We start from the raw sequence: 18,005 nt of genomic DNA on the forward strand, positions 1-18,005 counted from the left end.
ATTTCTGAATCCTCCTCAGATCTAAAAGGTTTGTAAATACAAATCCTTTACCCTAACTGTTCTACTTCTTTATGATTACGAATCGTTTCAAACCATGTATATAGTTGCTGATATGTGCTATAAACCAATTCTTTTTCTAATTGTAAGTGGTTCATTTTCTCACGATATGTGTTCGATTCAATTAAATCACGCTTTTGTTTTTTGTCTGCCATAAAAATGACGCCATCTTTTATTGTAACAAATTCTAACTCAAAAAACACCTGTGTCATGAAATTTACTGTATCTTTTGACCAACCTTTATGTCGACATAGTTGTTCTCCATATTGTCTTAAAGAAAATGGTGCTTTTTGGCTCAAGAACGAATAGTACCATTTAAAATGTTCCCTCGTTGGAACAGTACTAAATAAATGATTATTCTCTTGATAAAATAGCGTATAAATTCGCGACGGGAACCCAACCTTAAATAAATCTCTTAATTCATCTGTTCCTTTTGGCAAATCAAGTAACACGATGTATTGATCGTCTAAATGAGTTACTTCTGATGCATGCATCATATGCTCTTTATAGTCTTCTAGAGAAAATTTATTCAATACCTCTTCAGAAAAATACACCATCGTTATTTTTTCTTTCGGAAGTTCTGCTACATTCGCTTCTACGTTACGCATACTACGCCAATCAAATAATTGCCACGCCTCTACAGCAATATCTTGTACCATTAATTGCGGCTTCTTAAAATTATTCCATTCATTGATAGATGCTTCCCCTATTACAGATACCTTTGCAACTGGAGAAATTTCTTTCGCATACGCACCAAAACCAAATCCGATTGTATCCAGTGTCGCTTGTCCATCGCGAAGAGCCATTTTCAAATGAGAGCCATCTGATCCGATTGCACGAATACTTTCTAACTCTGCATCCTTCACTGCAATACGCGGTTTTGGATTTCCAACACCAAATGGCGCTAACTTTTGCATGTCTTCAATTGCTGCCAGTGTTACATCCTCCACTTTACAAAAAACATCAACAGCTGTAATTGGAATAAAATCTTCTTCTGTTAAAATTACCTCTGCTTGTTCATTTAAGCGACGGCGTAATTCATCTACATCATTCATATGTAGCGTCATTCCCGCTGCCATCGGATGCCCTCCGAAGTGTGGCAATAACTCTCTACAATCTGACAAATTTGCAAACAAATCAAATCCTGCAATACTACGTGCTGAACCTTTTGCTGTTTCTTTTACAGGATCAATGCATAGTACAATCGTTGGACGATAAAAACGTTCAACTAATTTAGATGCGACAATTCCAATTACACCTGGATTCCAGCCTTCTTTTGCCAGTACTAGTACTTTATTGTCTTCTGGCGGGAAATTATTTTCCACTTCAGCGATAGCTTCTTCTGTAATTTGCTTTACAATATCTTTTCGCAGTTTGTTCAGCTCATCAATTTCTTCAGCTAGCTCTTTCGCTTCTTCTGGATCATCTGATAATAAAAGATGTACAGCCGGCGTAGCATCTTCTAAACGTCCAACTGCATTAATACGCGGTGCGAGTGAGAAACCAATACTCTCTTCTGTAATTTCACTTTGCGAAACGTTAGCAACTTTAAATAGCGCCTTTAGTCCGATATTTTTCGTCATGCGCATATGCTTTAAACCGCGCTTCACTAGCAATCTATTCTCACCATGAAGTGACACTAAATCGGCTACTGTACCAATTACTGCAATTTCTAATAAATGTTCTGGCACACGGCCTAGTAGTGCATGTGCAACTTTAAACGCAACACCTACACCAGCTAAATAGTGAAACGGATATACACCGCCATCTAATTTCGGATGAATAATCGCAAGTGCTTCTGGCAATTCTGGTGGTGGCTCATGGTGATCTGTAATAATAAGATCTATTCCAAGCTCCTTCGCTACCTTCGCTTCATGTACTGCTGCGATACCAGTATCGACAGTAATAATTAGGGAGAACCCTGCGCTATGTGCCCAACGAAATGCTTCTTCGTTTGGTCCATATCCTTCTGTAAAACGGTTTGGAATATAAAATTCTACGTCTGCACCTAATTCTTGCAAAGCAAGATATAACACAGTCGTACTACTTACTCCGTCCGCATCGTAGTCACCAAATATTAATATTTGCTCTCCATTTTGAATCGCCTTATTTACACGTTCTACCGTTCTATCCATTCCTTCTAATAAAAATGGATCATGAAATTCTTGATTTTCTGTATTTAAAAAATCTAAAATCTTATCTTCTGTATCTAGTCCTCTACCGAGGAATAACGAAACGACAAGTGGTGATAATTGTAATTTACTTGCTAATTCACTCACTCGCTCATTATTATATTCTTTTTCTTTCCAACGCGTCTTCGGTTGTAACACGAAATCACCCCTTAACCTGTTCATTATACAAGACAGATTAAGGGGTGACAATATAATGCAAACTACGATGCAATATCTATATACTAAAATGTTAATGATATTTAATTTGGAGAATACGGGTTTATATGTACAAACACATTTTGTACGTTATCTTGTTCCATAAGCGTTTCTTTCACATGCTTTCCAATGCGGTGCCCTTCTTCTACAGTAATGTATGGATCTACAGAAACTTTAATATCAACAATAACGTAATGACCATGCTCCCTGGCATATAAAGAACCAATTTTTTTCACACCATCTATTTGAAGTACTGCTTCTCTAAGCGGAACAACATCTTCCTCATGAAGAACATGATCAAGCGTTGCATGAATTGCTTCTGCCCCAATACTCCATGCCATTTTTGCAACAAGAAGTGAAACAAATAATCCTGCAATTGGATCGGCATATACAAGCCAATCTACCCCAAACTTACCACCAATAATCGCTGCACAAATACCGATTAAAGCTGCAATTGAAGAAAATACATCCGAACGATGTTCATATGCATTTGCAATAATTGCATCACTATTTACCCTCTTCCCTAATCGGAATTTATATTGAAACATTCCTTCTTTCACGATAATTGAAAGAACAACAGCGAAAATCGTAATTCCTTTCGGTGGTTCTAGTTCTTGCGAAAAAGCTTTTATAGACGAAATCGCTATCTCGATTCCCACAATAAATAATAATACTGCAACAATAATTGCTGAAATCGATTCCGCTTTACCATGACCATACGGATGATCTTCATCGGGCGGTTGCTTTGCTGCTCTCAATCCAAAAAGTACAGCGAGCGAACCAATTACATCTGATGCAGAATGCACGGCATCCGCTAATAGTGCTTTACTGTTCCCAATATAACCAATTACCGCCTTTACAATCGCTAATATAATATTACCAACGATTCCGACAATAGCACCAAACTCGGCCTGTTTAAAACGTTCATCTTTTTCCATAATTAAAATCCCTTCTTTTCTTAACCTATCTTTTTATTGTAACAAAAACAGCGATAACATCACCACTTTCTTCCATCTTACTTCTGTTAAAAAGTTGCTATCTTATTGTATCCACAAACGAAAAAAGAGATGCCTCATAAAGAGACATCATCTTTTTTATACTTGTGGTTCAGATTCTACTTTCTCAACCTTTTTCTTGTTTTTGCCCTTTTTCAAACGACGGTTTTCAAGCATTAACCAAATTTGAGAAGCAACGAAAACAGAAGAGTACGTACCTACAACTAATCCAACAAGTAACGCAAACGAGAAGTTACGTAATGACTCACTACCAAAGATAAGTAATGTAATTACCGGGAATAACACTGTTAATACGGTGTTAATTGAACGACCAAGCGTTTGGCGAATACTTGCATTTACGATTTCTTCTAAGTCTTTTATATCGCGAACTCGTTTTTTCTGTTTGTATAATTCACGGTTTCTATCAAATGTAACAATTGAGTCATTAATAGAATAACCGATGATTGTTAACACTGCAGCGATAAACGTTAAGTCTACCTCTAATTGGAAAATACTAAATATAACAACCATAACGAATGCGTCATGTAATAATGCAAGTACTGCAGATAATGCGTACGTAAATCTGAATCGAATACTTACGTATAAAATGATAACCGCAGAAGCAATTAATACTGCGATAAATGCATTTCGTGCAATTTCTTTACCAATTGTCGGTGAAACTGTACTTACATTTGGATCTGTACCATATTTATCGTGGAAGAATGTTTTTGTTTTCGCAATTTCATCTTTTGATAGAACACCTAATGTACGAACTGCGAATCCTTTATTGTCATCTCCAGTCGGTACAATATTTTCTTCCTTCACGTCAATTTTCAATTCTTTAAAATCTTTATGAACATCAGACACAGTAAGTGCTTGTTTTGATTGCAAGTCGATACGTGTACCACTCGCAAAATCAATACCAAGATTCAATTTGAAAATCGGTAGTATAATTGCACCTGCAATTACAACTACAATCGAGAAAACAAGGAATTTATGACCGATATTTACGAAGTTAATACGATCAAATCTTGTCGGTGGATGTACTACACCTTTTGTTAATGGAATAATATCCTTTTGTTTCACACCAAAGTATCCTGGCTTTTTATCGAAGTAACGGCTCTTTACAAGTAAACCTAGTAAGAAACGAGTACCGAATACGTTCGTAACGAAACCAACTAAAATACTTACGATTAAACTTGTTGCGAATCCTTTTACAGAGCTATTACCATAAACGAATAATACACCAGCCGCTGCAAGAGTCGTAACGTTTGCATCTAAAATTGTTGCTAATGAACGATGATTACCAGCACGGAATGCTGACATCATTGACTTACCAATTTTCAACTCTTCTTTCAGTCTCTCGTACGTAATAATATTCGCATCAACTGCGATACCTACCCCGAGCACTAATGCCGCAATACCTGGTAATGTCAGAACCGCATGCATCCAGTTAAATACGAGTAGCGTAACAAAAATGTATAGACCTAACATAATAACCGCTACAATTCCTGGTAAACGGTAGTATACAAGCATAAATAAGAAAATAAGAGCGATACCAATCGCACTAGCGAAAATCGTTTGCTCTAACGCTTGTTGACCAAATTTCGCTCCAACTGATGTTGAATACATTTCTTTTAAATCAACAGGAAGTGCACCTGCATTTAATAAAGATGAAAGTTGTTTCGCACTTTCAACTGTGAAGTTTCCACCTACGATAGATACTTCAGCTTGATTAAACACTTGGCTTACTGTTGCTGCTGATAAGAACTTCGGATTCGGTTTTGCAGACTCTGCTTTATACGAATCTTTTCCTTCTTCAAAGTCAAGCCAAATTACCATTAAATTCGTTGGTGGTGGCATTTTTGAAATTTTTTCAGTTACTTCACGGAATCTATCAGCGCTTTTTAGTGTAAGACCTACGCTCGCACGGCCTTGCTCATCAAATGTTTGTTTCGCTCCGCCGCCTTTTAAATCCGTTCCATCCATAAGAAGGTTGTCATCTACATCACGGAATGTTAATTTCGCTTGTGTTGATAACATTTCACGTGCTTTTTGCTGATCTTGTACACCAGCAAGCTGTACGCGAATTCGATCTTGTCCTTCAATTTGAATATTCGGCTCACTTACACCGAGAACATTGACACGATTTTCAAGAGCACCTACTGTACTTACAAGTGCCTCTCGGTCGATTTTATCACCTTTTTTGGCTGGTTTTACTTCATACAGAATTTCAAAACCACCGCGAAGGTCTAGTCCTAGACTAATTCCTTTTGCTATGTCTTTTCCTGCCGCACCAATTACTCCACCGATTAATAAAACGATGAGGAAAAAGGCGGCAATTCTCGTACCACGCTTTGCCATATGTACCCTCTTTCTGCTACTAACACTTTAAATAAATCTCTTACGATTCACTTTTACACGTATGCATACGCCTAGTTAGTAGACTTCCTTTCTATAATTTTGCTAGTTCATCACTAGCTGTGTCGGTACGTTTTTCACAATACCTACACTTTCATTATTTATTTTTTCTCTTCACTACCCCCTTTATATATAATCTTAGACATAATTATTTCCTCATTATCAATACCTATCATTATACTGCAAAAGGAAGAACAAACCAATTGCAGTCGGTTATTTATTTTCATATTCATCAAATGACCAAAGTGGCGCTTGATATGCTTCAACAGTTAAATAATTCATATATTCATTAGTACTTACTCTTAATACATCATTTACTAATTCATATAATCTAACATCACCGTTTATTTTTTTCCACTTCTTCACTTTGAGAAACTTCCAAATATCATTATCTGTCACTCGGTCGTAGCCGAACATTTGAAATTCTTCTACTTTACTTTCTAAAACGACTTGTAACTGTCCGCGGTATGATTCTACCAAAGCCTCTCTATCTAACATATATAACATCTCCTTCTTATTTCAGCACGAAAAGTCGCTTTTAATCCCGCTCTAATGGACAGCAATAACTACTTTCAAGAGCACTCTCATACTCCACTCTCTTAAATGCTTGTCATTCTTGTCTCATACGTGCATATAAATTATTGTAAATCATTCCACTGATTTTGAGAAGGTAGGAGAAGATCATGACGAGACAAAGCTTTTTAAAAGGCGCATTTATTTTAATGATAGCCGGCTTTATTACCAAAATCCTTGGATTTATTAACCGGATTGTAATGGCACGTATTTTAGGAGAAGAAGGCGTTGGCCTTTATATGATGGCCGTTCCTACATTCATTCTAGCAATTACATTAACACAAATCGGTCTTCCTGTCGCAATCGCAAAATTTGTAGCAGAAGCGGAAGCGGTGAACGATAAACAAAGAGTAAAAAAAATATTAACAGTATCATTAGCTGTTACATCCGTTATTAGTATCATTTTAACAATTGGAATTATGCTCCTCACGCCTATTTTAGCAAAAACATTATTAACTGATGAACGGACGTACTATCCATTAATGGCCATTTTGCCTGTCGTTCCTGTTATTGCTGTTTCTTCTGTTTTACGCGGCTATTTCCAAGGGAAACAAAATATGAAACCTAGCGCTTACGCCCAAGTTATAGAACAAGTTGTCCGCATTACAATTATCGCTATATGCATTCAGTTATTTTTACCTTACGGTGTAGAATATGCTGCAGCTGGTGCTATGTTATCAGCCGTTCTCGGTGAAGTTGCATCGTTATTATTTTTACTCACTTTATTTCAGCGCGAAAAACATTTATCTATACGCTCTGGATTTTTCACTACTGTAAAGGAGAGCAAAGGTACATTTTATTCTCTGATGGATATCGCTCTTCCGACTACAGGAAGTCGTTTAATCGGTTCCGTTTCATATTTCTTTGAGCCTATCATCGTTATGCAAAGCTTAGCGATTGCCGGAGTTGCTGCCTCTGTCGCAACCCAGCAATACGGTATATTAAACGGTTATGCATTCCCACTTCTATCACTGCCAGCCTTTATTACATACGCTCTTTCTACAGCACTCGTTCCATCTATTAGTGAAGCGATGGCTAAAAGACAGCATAAATTAGTGGAACACCGCCTACAACAAGCACTTCGGATCTCATTAATTACCGGTGGGTGGTCAGTCGTTATATTATACGTATTCGCTTCTCCTGTTTTAACTCTTATGTATGGATCGGATAGTGCAACAGCATTCATCCAGCTCCTTGCACCTTGCTTTTTATTTCATTACTTTCAAAGTCCACTTACCTCTGTTTTACAAGCTTTAAACTTAGCAAGAGCTGCAATGATGAATACATTTATTGGCGCCATCGTGAAATTAATCCTTATTTTTGTACTAGCTTCAAGGCCAGATTTTCAAATGATGGGGGTTGCACTCGCTATCGCTGCAAATATAGTAACGGTAACATTCCTTCATTACGCTACTGTTTTAAAGAAAATTACATTTACCATTTACGCAAAAGACTATATTTTCGGTGGACTTGCTATCGGTATTGCAGGCGCTTTCGGTTTTTACCTTCATAAATATATGATTTTCTCTCATTCACTCGGCTTACAAACATTATGGGAAATCACTTTAACAACAATCGTTTATATTATCCTCCTCTTCACTTTCAAACTCATTCGAAAAGAAGAGTTAAGTCGACTTCCAATCATTCGAAAACTTTCATTTTTGAAGTAAACGGGCTTACTATTTCATATAGTAAGCCTCTAGTTTTCTTTCAAATCAACAAAAAATTGTCCATTTTGAAAGCTGCAGTATAAAATTTGTTTGATATCGCTATAACCTAAGTTTTTTAATTTGCCAATGAGCCATTCATCTGTATGTTCAATCATTTGTAAATGATTCGATTGAATTTCTCCATCAATAATAAGAGGAAGAGTAAACTGCAATGCCCCCTGTTTACCTTTTTGTTTTTGAAAGACAGATAACTTCCCAGATGGTTCTAAAATAGCGTATTCCACATCTCTGATATCTCCAACTCCTTGCTCCCTTAATTGCATCATTAAATCATCTATATTATAACGCTGCTTTCTCATCTTCTTTTCATCAATCTTTCCCGCATTTACAAGAATAGCCGGCTCACCTTCTATTAAATGCCGGAAGCGTTGATACTTTAACGAAACAACTGACAAGATGATCTGTATACACATAAGAAAAGTCATCGGAACTAATTGGTGCCAAAGTGATTTATCGGTATTTTCAATTGCCACTACAGCCATTTCACCAAGCATGATGAATACGACTAAATCTAACACACTTAACTCTCCAATTTCACGTTTACCCATAAGACGAAAAATAATTAATATGATGATATACAAAAGCATCGTCCGACCAATGATTGATACCCATTCCATTTCTACATCTCCTTTTTTTACGTATAGACTCCCCTATAAAAAATAAACTAGTCTAACTTAAGCAAAAAGAAAATATGCTTGTATTAAAAAGGGGGACTGTATACATGGATGGAACGAAAAAATTATCAACTGCAATCGGCTTTGGTATCATTACCTTATTAATTCTTGCATCAATTATTAGCATGGTTATGGCTCTTTTATTAAAGTTTACTGATATGACTGAAGGGACATTAGCCGTTACTATTTTTATACTAGCTCTTTTATCTATGCTTATATCCGGATTTACTGCCGGCAAAAAGGCGCAAGGTAAAGGTTGGCTAGTAGGTTTCACAACGGGACTTACATTCGCCATACTTGTTTTTTTAGTTAACTATTTAGGCTTCTCTCAAACTTTATCGAACTCACAGTTACTCTACCAATTAGCATTAATGGGCGCGAGTACACTCGGAGGTATTTTCGGTGTAAATATGTCAAAGCAAAATAACTAAAAAAAGACCCTGCACATTTCATGCAGGGCCTTCCTCATTAGTTTTTTACAACTTCACGAATCGCATTGCGATCGAAAGTTAAGTGTGAACCACCAGATTTAACAACGATTGAAGTTTCATCTACTGATTCGATTGTACCGTGTAAGCCACCGATTGTTACGATAGCATCACCTTTTTTGATTTCATTTTGCATTTGAGCAACTGCTTTTTGACGCTTTTGCTGCGGGCGAATTAATAAGAAATAGAAAATCGCAAACATCGCAACAATCATAACGATATTCATCATACCTGGATTCATCTTTTGTTCCTCCTTTTAAATTATGTATTAGAAGTTTTTAGCATTCGGTTTATTAAAGCCATACTGTTCAAAGAACTCTTCGCGGAAATCGCCAAGACGGTCTTCACGAATAGCTTGTCTCACCTGCTCCATTAAGTTTAACAGAAAATGAAGGTTGTGATAAGACGTTAAACGAATTCCGAACGTTTCATCACATTTCATTAAGTGACGAATGTACGCACGAGAGTAATTTTTACATGTGTAACAATCACAATTTGGATCAAGCGGACCGAAGTCTCTTGCAAATTTCGCATTTTTTACAACTAGACGGCCTTCACTTGTCATACATGTACCATTTCGAGCGATACGAGTTGGAAGTACGCAGTCAAACATATCAATACCACGAATTGCACCATCGATTAACGAGTCAGGAGAACCTACTCCCATTAAGTAACGTGGCTTATTATCTGGAAGAAGTGGCGTTGTAAACTCAAGTACACGGTTCATAATATCTTTCGGCTCACCTACAGATAAACCACCTACAGCGTAACCAGGGAAGTCCATTGAAACAAGGTCTTTTGCACTTTGACGACGAAGCTCTTCGAACTCTCCGCCTTGTACAATACCGAATAACCCCTGATCTTGTGGACGTTCATGCGCTTTTAAACAACGTTCTGCCCAGCGACTTGTACGTTCTACAGATTTCTTCATATATTCAAAAGTAGCCGGGAAAGGTGGACACTCATCAAATGCCATCATAATATCTGATCCTAATGCATTTTGAATTTCCATCGCTTTTTCTGGTGATAAGAATAATTTATCTCCATTTAAGTGGTTACGGAAGTGAACGCCTTCCTCTTCAATACGACGGAAGTCACTTAAACTGAATACTTGGAAACCACCAGAGTCCGTTAAGATTGCACGATCCCAGTTCATAAATTTATGCAAACCGCCTGCTTCACGAATAATTTCGTGACCTGGGCGTAGCCATAAATGATACGTATTACTTAAAATAATGCCAGAATCCATTGCTTTTAACTCTTCTGGTGACATTGTCTTAACTGTTGCAAGTGTACCAACTGGCATAAATGTTGGTGTATCAAATGAACCGTGCGGCGTATGTACACGTCCTAAACGGGCACCCGTTTGTTTACAAGTTTTTATAAATTCATAACGAATTGCTGTCATAATTTACTCCTTTTATTTGTTTCCCATTTTAGCGTGAGATGCAACGAACATTGCATCACCGAAGCTAAAGAAACGATATTTTTCTTTTACTGCTTCATTATAAGCATGCAGTACATTATCTCTGTTTGCAAATGCACTTACAAGCATAATTAATGTTGATTTCGGTAAATGGAAGTTTGTAATTAAACCATCAATTGCTTTAAATTCATAACCTGGGTACATAAAAATGTCTGTCCAGCCCGAAGCAGCACAAAGCTTACCGTCATGATCTGTCGCAATTGTTTCTAACGTACGAGTTGAAGTCGTGCCTACCGTAATAATACGTCCACCATTCTCTTTCACGCGATTTAATAACGCAGCTGTCTCTTCAGACATATGGTAATATTCTGCGTGCATATGGTGTTCTTCAATCGTATCAGCAGAAACTGGTCTAAATGTTCCAAGTCCTACGTGAAGTGTAATGAAAGCTAACCCAACGCCTTTTTGTTTTAATTTCTCCAGTAACTCTTCTGTAAAGTGAAGTCCTGCAGTCGGCGCTGCTGCTGAACCAATTTCTTTCGCATATACTGTTTGATAGCGATCGCGATCTTCTAGCGTCTCTTTAATATATGGAGGAAGTGGCATTTCCCCAAGTTCATCTAAAATTTCATAGAAGATGCCGTCATATGAAAATTCAAGCTGACGTCCACCTTGATCTGCAGTTCCTATGCAAGTTGCTTTTAATTTCCCTTCGCCAAAAGAGATAACAGTTCCTTCTTTTACACGTTTCGCTGGCTTAACAAGCGTTTCCCACTTATCGCCTTCTTCTTGTTTTAAAAGAAGTACTTCAATATGCGCGCCTGTATCTTCTTTCACACCATGCAAACGAGCAGGCATAACTTTCGTTTCATTTAAAACTAAGCAATCCCCCTCATGTAAGTAAGAAAGAATGTCTGTAAAATGTTTATGCTCAATATCGCCTGTTTCACGATCTAACACCATTAATCTTGATGTTTCACGATCTTCTAATGGGATTTGTGCAATAAGTTCTTCTGGTAAATGAAAATCAAACAGATTAATATCCATAACTATATCCACCTATTTCTTATTTAAATCGATTTATTATATACATAATAAAAGATAATACAATACTTAACACAATACATGTAATGATAGGAAAATAAAAGGTAACGTTTCCTTTTTTCACAAAAATATCGCCTGGAAGCCTTCCAACGAACTTCCAAGCTAATCCAACAACGATGAGTAAGATACCTGCTGTAATAAGCAATTTTGGCATCTCCGTCATACTTTTGGCATCTCCATTCCGAAATGCTCATATGCAAGCGGCGTTACGATTCGGCCTCTTGGTGTTCGTTGTAAAAAGCCAATTTGTAATAAATATGGCTCATATACATCTTCAATCGTATGAGATTCTTCTCCAATCGTTGCCGAAACCGTTTCTAACCCGACTGGGCCACCACGGAATTTCTCAATAATACCAAGTAATAATTTATGATCGATATGATCTAGACCTAATTTATCTACTTGCAGTAGTTCTAACGCCATTTGTGTAATTTCCATCGTAACCGTTCCGTTACCACGAACTTGTGCGAAATCTCGTACACGTCGTAATAAACGATTCGCAATACGAGGTGTACCACGAGCACGTCTTGCAATTTCTAATGCAGCTAACGAATCAATTTCAACTTCGAATACTTCTGCTGTACGTTCAACAATCTCAGAAAGCTGATCTACTGTGTAATACTCTAATCTTGAAAGTACACCGAAACGGTCACGAAGCGGCGCTGATAATGCTCCCGCACGTGTCGTTGCTCCAACTAATGTAAATGGAGGTAAATCTAAACGTACAGACCGTGCTGACGGCCCTTTTCCAATTACGATATCAAGGCAAAAATCTTCCATCGCAGGATATAACACTTCTTCAATTGACCTATGCAAACGATGAATTTCATCAATAAATAATACATCACCCGGCTGAAGTGCTGTTAATACAGCTGCTAAATCTCCCGGCCTTTCAATTGCTGGACCTGAAGTTGTTCTAACATTTACGCCCATTTCATTGGCAATAATATTGGCAAGCGTCGTTTTACCAAGTCCTGGTGGTCCATATAAAAGCACATGATCTAACGTTTCTTCACGCATTTTCGCTGCTTCAATAAACACCTCTAAATTATGTTTCGCTTTATCTTGGCCAATATACTGACGGAGCGTCTGTGGCCGTAATGAATATTCTAAATCCGAATCTTCATATGCAGATTCCCCTGAAAGGAGACGTTCGTCCATTATACTCACCTCTTACCATTTAGTAAAAGACTAAGTGCCTTTTTAATATACTGATCCGTCGTTAATGATTCTTTTAATAACTCTGGTACAACGCGGGAAACTTCTCGTTCTGCGTATCCAAGTGCGCGCAGAGCTTCCAGCGCCTCATCAAGCTCAGCTGATGAACCTTTCTTCTCATCAAAACGTTCTGTGTCTGAGAATAAATCAACAAATGCATCTGGCACGACATCAGCTAGTTTTCCTTTTAAATCTAAAATCATTTGGCGTGCTGTTTTCTTTCCGACGCCCGGGAACTTCACTAAAAACTTCTCGTCTTCGTGTTCAATCGCTTGAACGACCTGTCCTGTTTGACCAGACGCTAAAATTGCAAGAGCGCCTTTCGGTCCAATACCAGACACACCTAACAACTTTGTAAATAATAAACGCTCTTCACGTGTTTTAAACCCGTAAAGTGCCATAATATCTTCTCTCACATAATGATATGTATAGACACGGATTTCTTGCTTACTTCTTTGAAATACATACGGATTTGGTGTGAAAATTTGATAACCAATTCCATTATGGTCAATTACGACATATTCCGGTCCTACATACTCCACGTAACCTGTAACATATTCAAACAAAATACGATCTCTCCCTCTTAAATCATGTATTCCATTTTAACATATTTAATGATAGAAAAGCGAGACTACCCCAACAAATGTTCTCCATTTGAAACTTCTGTTATTTTCCATTGACAGAAAGTATGAAGCACCTTAATATACAGAAGTCGATAATGATTATCAATACTAATTAAAGGGGTTACATCAGGATGAAACAGAAGCTATTTATTTTATTTACTATTATGCTAGTTGTTCTTTCTATCGTTGGCTGTTCTTCTCAAAAAGAAGAATCGAAAGCGAAAGAACAACCGAAAACAAAAGTTGTAAAACACGCTAAAGGGGAAGCTACAATTCCAGTAAATCCAAAGAGAATTGTTGACCTATCTGGATCAACAGAAGAATTATTACTTCTTGGACACAAACCTATCGGTACAGCAAACACATATAAAGATAAAATCCAAAATCATTTAACAAAAAAATTAGACGGAGTAAAGGCAGTAGGTTGGTACTGGGCACCTAAAGTTGATTTAGAAGCTGTTACTGCATTAAAACCAGACTTAATTATTTTAAATAATCGTCAATTGAAGATCTATGATCAATTAGAAAAGGTTGCACCAACAGTTGTTTTAGAAACAAACTTAGAAGACTGGCGCGGTAAGTTTAAAGAAGTAGGTAAACTATTTGACGAAGAAAAGAAAGCAGACAAATGGATTGCAGACTACGATAAAAAAGCAGACTCTTTATCTAAAAAAATTAAAGAAAAAACAAAAGATGAGAACTTTATGTTCGTCGCAGTTACACCACAAAACTTCCGTGTATACGGTAACTTCGGATACGGTGACATCATCTTTAATGACTTAAAACTTCCAGCAACAAAAGGTACGGATTTAAAACAAACGATGGCACAAGTATCGCTAGAAGGTCTTGTTGCATTCCAACCTGATCAAATGTTTATTGTAAACTTTGGCGGCGAAGCTGATAAAGTTTACGAAGACTACAAAAACAGTGCCGTTTGGAAAGACAATAAAGCAGTTAAAAACAATCACGTATATGAAGTATCGAATGAAATCTTTAATACGAAAGCTTTCAATCCAATCGGAAAAGATATGCTAATTGATGAAATCGCAAAACAAATTCTAGATAAAAACAAGTAAAAAAAAGCAGCTCACCATGAGCTGCTTTTTTTCTTACTTTGCACTGCGTATTGCTTCATTTTTTCAATCGTCTTCACAAAACCTTCTTTTGATTTAATGCGAATACCACGCTTCAATTTCGCACGCTCATAACTCTCAAGCTTTTTCATATCAATTTGAAAGAAAGAATGGATCGCATTATCACTTTTCGGCACCCCTTTGAAGATTTGTAATATCCCTTCCTCTGACACACCAAAATAACCACTCGTCTTTAATAAAGGAGAAATATCATCAACTTTCTTCTGTAATACAATTTGTACATCATCACGATCAACGAGTTGCCATCCTTTATATTGCTGTAGAAACTTTTCTAAGTCCGCTACTTTTTCTGTAAATATTTCCTCGCTTACTTCTCCATCAACATACATTCGCTCTAATAAAATTGTAACTTCAGGCTCTTTTTCTGTTACTTCTGGTACTGGCCCTTCCGCCTTCACATTCGTTTCATAAACGAAACAAAACATCATAACGAAAGCTTGCATCGCAATCAGCATCCATTTCATTTCCGTTCACCTCTTTTAGGCAAGATCAAACTTTCATTAGTAGTTTTTCCGGAAATGGGGGTTTTATCCATAAAAATGACCGTATTACATTTCACTCGAAAATAAAAAAATGCAGATAAAGTTTTATCTTTATCTGCATTAGCATTTGTTTTTATATAAAATGAAAGACGCCTGCAAAGCAGGCGTCTTGATGCGTTTACGGCGAGAGACCAGGCGACCACATTCGCGTGTTTAGCACTTAAGCATATCTCTCGTCTTACGTAAATTAGCTCATCGCTTTGCTAATATAACATTAATAAAGTATAAGTGCAACATGTTTATAAAAATATTTTATTTCCTCTTTCAACCAAACGAACTTTATGTAAATTATAAATTGATAAATGCAATATATATGTTACAATTAATGTGACAGTGAAACCATAATAAACAGGAGATGGATATTGTGAAAAAAATAAAGGATGAACGTCTCATTCTGAAAACATTAAAAAACATACGTATTGCCTTTCTTTTTCAATCGCTTGGTATAATTGGCATTTTAGGCTATATCGGATTCACTGAAGGGATGGATCAAATTACGAAATCTCCATTATGGTTATTATTTATCCTTACAAGTATCGTACTTAGTTATTTACAGTTAAGCGTTTCTATTGATGTAGAAGAAGGCGAAAAGGATATAAAGTTAACTCCTTATTACAAAATTATTTTACGCTCTCTTATTGTAGGAACTATTATAGCCATTATTTATATCATTTTCAGTCCAGAAAGACCTCTCTTTGAGGCTATTCTAACAGGTAGTATTTTCTTTATATGTTTTTTAATTTCTTACTCCATTAGTTATTTTATTAAAAAACGTCGTTTACAAGATGAAGATGAATAAAGAGGAAGGGCTACCCCTTCCTCTTTTGTTTTGCTAGCGCACAGTACCTGTCAAACCGTAACGAATGTCTCGGAACATATTTGTTATGTCACGATTAAAATCGTTTGTAACTGTACCATTACGTAGGCGTGTACTCATTGCATCGACACGAGTAAACATGTCATTTCTTACAGAAACATATACATTTCTGTTTCCAACTTCATTTACAACGGCTTGACGAACTTCGTTTGCAAGTGCCGTTTCATTCGATACTGGATTACGCGGTTTTACCGCAATCGCCACATCGTTTCCATATACAACTGTAGACACGCGGTCTACGTTATTCATACGCTTTACACGATTTGTTATTTTTTCTGCTGTTTTACCATCATTGTTAATGTATGAATTGTTCATTGTAATATTACGTGTCGGATGCGGGTTAGCAATTTGACCGTTGTAATTTACATCGCGGTAATAATTGTTATATCCTGTATCGTTACGACCATTTCTATATGTTACATAATCTGTATAACGATCATTACGCGTTACATTATCACGGTACTGGTGTGTATCATTATAAGATGTACGCTCGTAATTGTAGTTACGTCCATCCATTGCATTGTTATCTTTTGGTGTACCACATGCAGCTAATGCACTGGTAACTAACAAAGAAGCAGCAATCACTTTTACTTTCGTATTCAATACAAAAACCCCCTCTGTTAGAATGAGCTTCTCTTCTAAAAAGCTCCCTCTTATGATGAGTAACAGAGAAGGTTTTTACACTGTTAATATTTCACTGGGGATTTTCTAACATTTGATGTAAATCTTCCATTTTCAGAACGACTCTACATAAAAAAAAGGCGGGAATAATCCCACCTTTTTTAAACTTCCTCTTCGTCCTCTTCTTCTGAAACTGGATCTCCAAATACATTTGGTGGATCTGGTTGATAATACATCGTTCCTGGCTGTGGCGCATATGCCGATTGAGTTGGTTGATAATATAAAGGATTCGCGTATTGTGGTCCTCCCGGTTGAGGACTATATAACCTACTCTCTCCTCCGCATCCACAATCTTCCTCACCTTGTACGAGCGGCGGCATATTATTATCCATTGGCATTATATTTGGATTTGGCATAGACGTATATTGCGGTCCAAACGGCGCTCCTTGCTGATATGGCATTTGATATGGATTTGGTGGTTGATAGTACGGATTTGGCGGCATCATAGGCTGTTGGTATGGTATTTGATATGGCATCATATTCGGTGGTTGATTATTATCCATGATTGGCATCATATTCGGCATTTGATTGTTATCCATGATCGGCATCATATTCGGCATTTGATTGTTATCCATGATCGGCATCATATTTGGCATTTGATTATTATCCATGATTGGCATCATATTCGGCATTTGATTATTATCCATGATCGGCATCATATTTGGCATTTGGTTGTTATCCATGATCGGCATCATATTTGGCATTTGGTTGTTATCCATGATCGGCATCATATTTGGCATTTGGTTGTTATCCATGATCGGCATTATGTTTGGTATTGGGTTATTATCCATGATTGGCATTATATTTGGTGGTTGATTATTATCGATGATTGGCATTATATTTGGTGGTTGATTATTATCGATGATTGGCATTATATTTGGTGGTTGATTATTATCCAACATTGGCATGATGTTTGGTGGTTGATTATTATCCAACATTGGCATGATGTTTGGTGGTTGATTATTATCCAACATTGGCATGATGTTTGGTGGTTGATTATTATCCAACATTGGCATGATGTTTGGCATTTGAATATTTGGCGGTATTACTTGTGG

At 37.0% G+C, this 18,005-nt stretch carries 17 protein-coding genes; 4 read left to right on the forward strand and 13 right to left on the reverse strand.

What is annotated here, in order from left to right:
* Positions 1 to 47 precede the first annotated feature (47 nt).
* The 4 genes from recJ to J0835_RS21630 form a co-directional block, all read right to left on the reverse strand.
* The gene (gene recJ, locus J0835_RS21615) at positions 48 to 2,387 is read right to left on the reverse strand and encodes a single-stranded-DNA-specific exonuclease RecJ (RefSeq protein WP_087982107.1); all 2,340 of its coding nucleotides are present in this window, start codon (positions 2,385 to 2,387) and stop codon (positions 48 to 50) included.
* A 101-nt stretch (positions 2,388 to 2,488) separates the two neighbouring features.
* Positions 2,489 to 3,382, reverse strand: coding sequence for a cation diffusion facilitator family transporter (locus tag J0835_RS21620; RefSeq protein ID WP_087982109.1), 894 nt, complete (start codon positions 3,380 to 3,382; stop codon positions 2,489 to 2,491).
* A gap of 156 nt (positions 3,383 to 3,538) precedes the next feature.
* The gene (gene secDF / locus J0835_RS21625; protein WP_048562232.1) at positions 3,539 to 5,803 is read right to left on the reverse strand and encodes a protein translocase subunit SecDF; all 2,265 of its coding nucleotides are present in this window, start codon (positions 5,801 to 5,803) and stop codon (positions 3,539 to 3,541) included.
* Positions 5,804 to 6,073: 270 nt separating this feature from the next.
* Positions 6,074 to 6,358, reverse strand: a complete 285-nt coding sequence (locus J0835_RS21630) for a post-transcriptional regulator (protein ID WP_087982111.1) — start codon at positions 6,356 to 6,358, stop codon at positions 6,074 to 6,076.
* A gap of 185 nt (positions 6,359 to 6,543) precedes the next feature.
* Here J0835_RS21630 and spoVB point away from each other — a divergent pair, with 185 nt between their 5' ends.
* A complete protein-coding gene (gene spoVB / locus J0835_RS21635; RefSeq protein WP_087982113.1) occupies positions 6,544 to 8,103 on the forward strand; it encodes a stage V sporulation protein B in 1,560 nt (519 codons plus the stop codon).
* Between the two features lie 29 nt (positions 8,104 to 8,132).
* Here the strand turns inward: spoVB and J0835_RS21640 are convergent, their stop codons facing one another.
* Positions 8,133 to 8,780 carry a DUF421 domain-containing protein gene (locus tag J0835_RS21640; protein WP_087982115.1) on the reverse strand — a complete coding sequence of 216 codons (648 nt, stop codon included), beginning with the start codon at positions 8,778 to 8,780 and terminating at the stop codon, positions 8,133 to 8,135.
* 104 nt (positions 8,781 to 8,884) lie between these two features.
* Here J0835_RS21640 and J0835_RS21645 point away from each other — a divergent pair, with 104 nt between their 5' ends.
* On the forward strand, positions 8,885 to 9,268 hold the full coding sequence (locus J0835_RS21645) for a TIGR04086 family membrane protein (protein WP_087982117.1): 384 nt from the start codon (positions 8,885 to 8,887) through the stop codon (positions 9,266 to 9,268).
* 37 nt (positions 9,269 to 9,305) lie between these two features.
* Here the strand turns inward: J0835_RS21645 and yajC are convergent, their stop codons facing one another.
* The 6 genes from yajC to ruvA are packed head-to-tail and all read right to left on the reverse strand — an operon-like array spanning position 9,306 to position 13,639.
* The gene (gene yajC, locus J0835_RS21650) at positions 9,306 to 9,566 is read right to left on the reverse strand and encodes a preprotein translocase subunit YajC (RefSeq protein ID WP_087982119.1); all 261 of its coding nucleotides are present in this window, start codon (positions 9,564 to 9,566) and stop codon (positions 9,306 to 9,308) included.
* A gap of 27 nt (positions 9,567 to 9,593) precedes the next feature.
* Positions 9,594 to 10,733: a tRNA guanosine(34) transglycosylase Tgt gene (gene tgt / locus J0835_RS21655; RefSeq protein ID WP_000125362.1), complete on the reverse strand. Its 1,140-nt coding sequence runs from the start codon at positions 10,731 to 10,733 to the stop codon at positions 9,594 to 9,596.
* 12 nt (positions 10,734 to 10,745) lie between these two features.
* Positions 10,746 to 11,798, reverse strand: a complete 1,053-nt coding sequence (gene queA / locus J0835_RS21660) for a tRNA preQ1(34) S-adenosylmethionine ribosyltransferase-isomerase QueA (RefSeq protein ID WP_000354006.1) — start codon at positions 11,796 to 11,798, stop codon at positions 10,746 to 10,748.
* Positions 11,799 to 11,817: 19 nt separating this feature from the next.
* Entirely contained in the window at positions 11,818 to 12,018 is a 201-nt protein-coding gene (locus J0835_RS21665) for a DUF2905 domain-containing protein (RefSeq protein WP_087982121.1), read from the reverse strand.
* A complete protein-coding gene (gene ruvB, locus J0835_RS21670) occupies positions 12,015 to 13,016 on the reverse strand; it encodes a Holliday junction branch migration DNA helicase RuvB (protein WP_000344467.1) in 1,002 nt (333 codons plus the stop codon). Before ruvB ends, J0835_RS21665 begins: the two co-directional genes overlap by 4 nt.
* A 5-nt stretch (positions 13,017 to 13,021) precedes the next feature.
* Entirely contained in the window at positions 13,022 to 13,639 is a 618-nt protein-coding gene (gene ruvA, locus J0835_RS21675; RefSeq protein WP_000464511.1) for a Holliday junction DNA helicase RuvA, read from the reverse strand.
* A gap of 188 nt (positions 13,640 to 13,827) precedes the next feature.
* Between ruvA and J0835_RS21680 the strand changes: the two genes are divergently transcribed.
* On the forward strand, positions 13,828 to 14,772 hold the full coding sequence (locus J0835_RS21680) for an iron-hydroxamate ABC transporter substrate-binding protein (RefSeq protein WP_087982123.1): 945 nt from the start codon (positions 13,828 to 13,830) through the stop codon (positions 14,770 to 14,772).
* 11 nt (positions 14,773 to 14,783) lie between these two features.
* Here the strand turns inward: J0835_RS21680 and J0835_RS21685 are convergent, their stop codons facing one another.
* Positions 14,784 to 15,314, reverse strand: a complete 531-nt coding sequence (locus J0835_RS21685) for a BofC C-terminal domain-containing protein (RefSeq protein WP_087982125.1) — start codon at positions 15,312 to 15,314, stop codon at positions 14,784 to 14,786.
* 433 nt (positions 15,315 to 15,747) lie between these two features.
* Between J0835_RS21685 and J0835_RS21690 the strand changes: the two genes are divergently transcribed.
* Positions 15,748 to 16,191 (forward strand): branched-chain amino acid ABC transporter substrate-binding protein, encoded by a 444-nt coding sequence (locus J0835_RS21690; protein ID WP_087982128.1) that lies wholly within the window; start codon positions 15,748 to 15,750, stop codon positions 16,189 to 16,191.
* Positions 16,192 to 16,224: 33 nt separating this feature from the next.
* On the opposite strand, the gene J0835_RS21695 is transcribed toward J0835_RS21690, so the two are convergent.
* Entirely contained in the window at positions 16,225 to 16,872 is a 648-nt protein-coding gene (locus J0835_RS21695; protein WP_087982130.1) for a YhcN/YlaJ family sporulation lipoprotein, read from the reverse strand.
* Positions 16,873 to 18,005: the final 1,133 nt, after the last annotated feature.

The organism is Bacillus cereus group sp. Sample62, from assembly GCF_036851315.1.
GTDB classification, from domain to species: domain Bacteria; phylum Bacillota; class Bacilli; order Bacillales; family Bacillaceae_G; genus Bacillus_A; species Bacillus_A wiedmannii.

Coding starts and splice junctions, on each gene's coding strand:
- spoVB (WP_087982113.1), top strand. CDS start 6,544: ATGACGAGACAAAGCTTTTTAAAAGGCGCATTTATTTTAATGATAGCC.
- J0835_RS21690 (WP_087982128.1), top strand. CDS start 15,748: ATGGATATTGTGAAAAAAATAAAGGATGAACGTCTCATTCTGAAAACA.
- J0835_RS21630 (WP_087982111.1), bottom strand. CDS start 6,358: ATGTTAGATAGAGAGGCTTTGGTAGAATCATACCGCGGACAGTTACAA.
- J0835_RS21640 (WP_087982115.1), bottom strand. CDS start 8,780: ATGGAATGGGTATCAATCATTGGTCGGACGATGCTTTTGTATATCATC.
- J0835_RS21645 (WP_087982117.1), top strand. CDS start 8,885: ATGGATGGAACGAAAAAATTATCAACTGCAATCGGCTTTGGTATCATT.
- tgt (WP_000125362.1), bottom strand. CDS start 10,733: ATGACAGCAATTCGTTATGAATTTATAAAAACTTGTAAACAAACGGGT.
- yajC (WP_087982119.1), bottom strand. CDS start 9,566: ATGAATCCAGGTATGATGAATATCGTTATGATTGTTGCGATGTTTGCG.
- J0835_RS21620 (WP_087982109.1), bottom strand. CDS start 3,382: ATGGAAAAAGATGAACGTTTTAAACAGGCCGAGTTTGGTGCTATTGTC.
- J0835_RS21685 (WP_087982125.1), bottom strand. CDS start 15,314: ATGAAATGGATGCTGATTGCGATGCAAGCTTTCGTTATGATGTTTTGT.
- secDF (WP_048562232.1), bottom strand. CDS start 5,803: ATGGCAAAGCGTGGTACGAGAATTGCCGCCTTTTTCCTCATCGTTTTA.
- queA (WP_000354006.1), bottom strand. CDS start 11,798: ATGGATATTAATCTGTTTGATTTTCATTTACCAGAAGAACTTATTGCA.
- ruvB (WP_000344467.1), bottom strand. CDS start 13,016: ATGGACGAACGTCTCCTTTCAGGGGAATCTGCATATGAAGATTCGGAT.
- J0835_RS21680 (WP_087982123.1), top strand. CDS start 13,828: ATGAAACAGAAGCTATTTATTTTATTTACTATTATGCTAGTTGTTCTT.
- J0835_RS21665 (WP_087982121.1), bottom strand. CDS start 12,018: ATGACGGAGATGCCAAAATTGCTTATTACAGCAGGTATCTTACTCATC.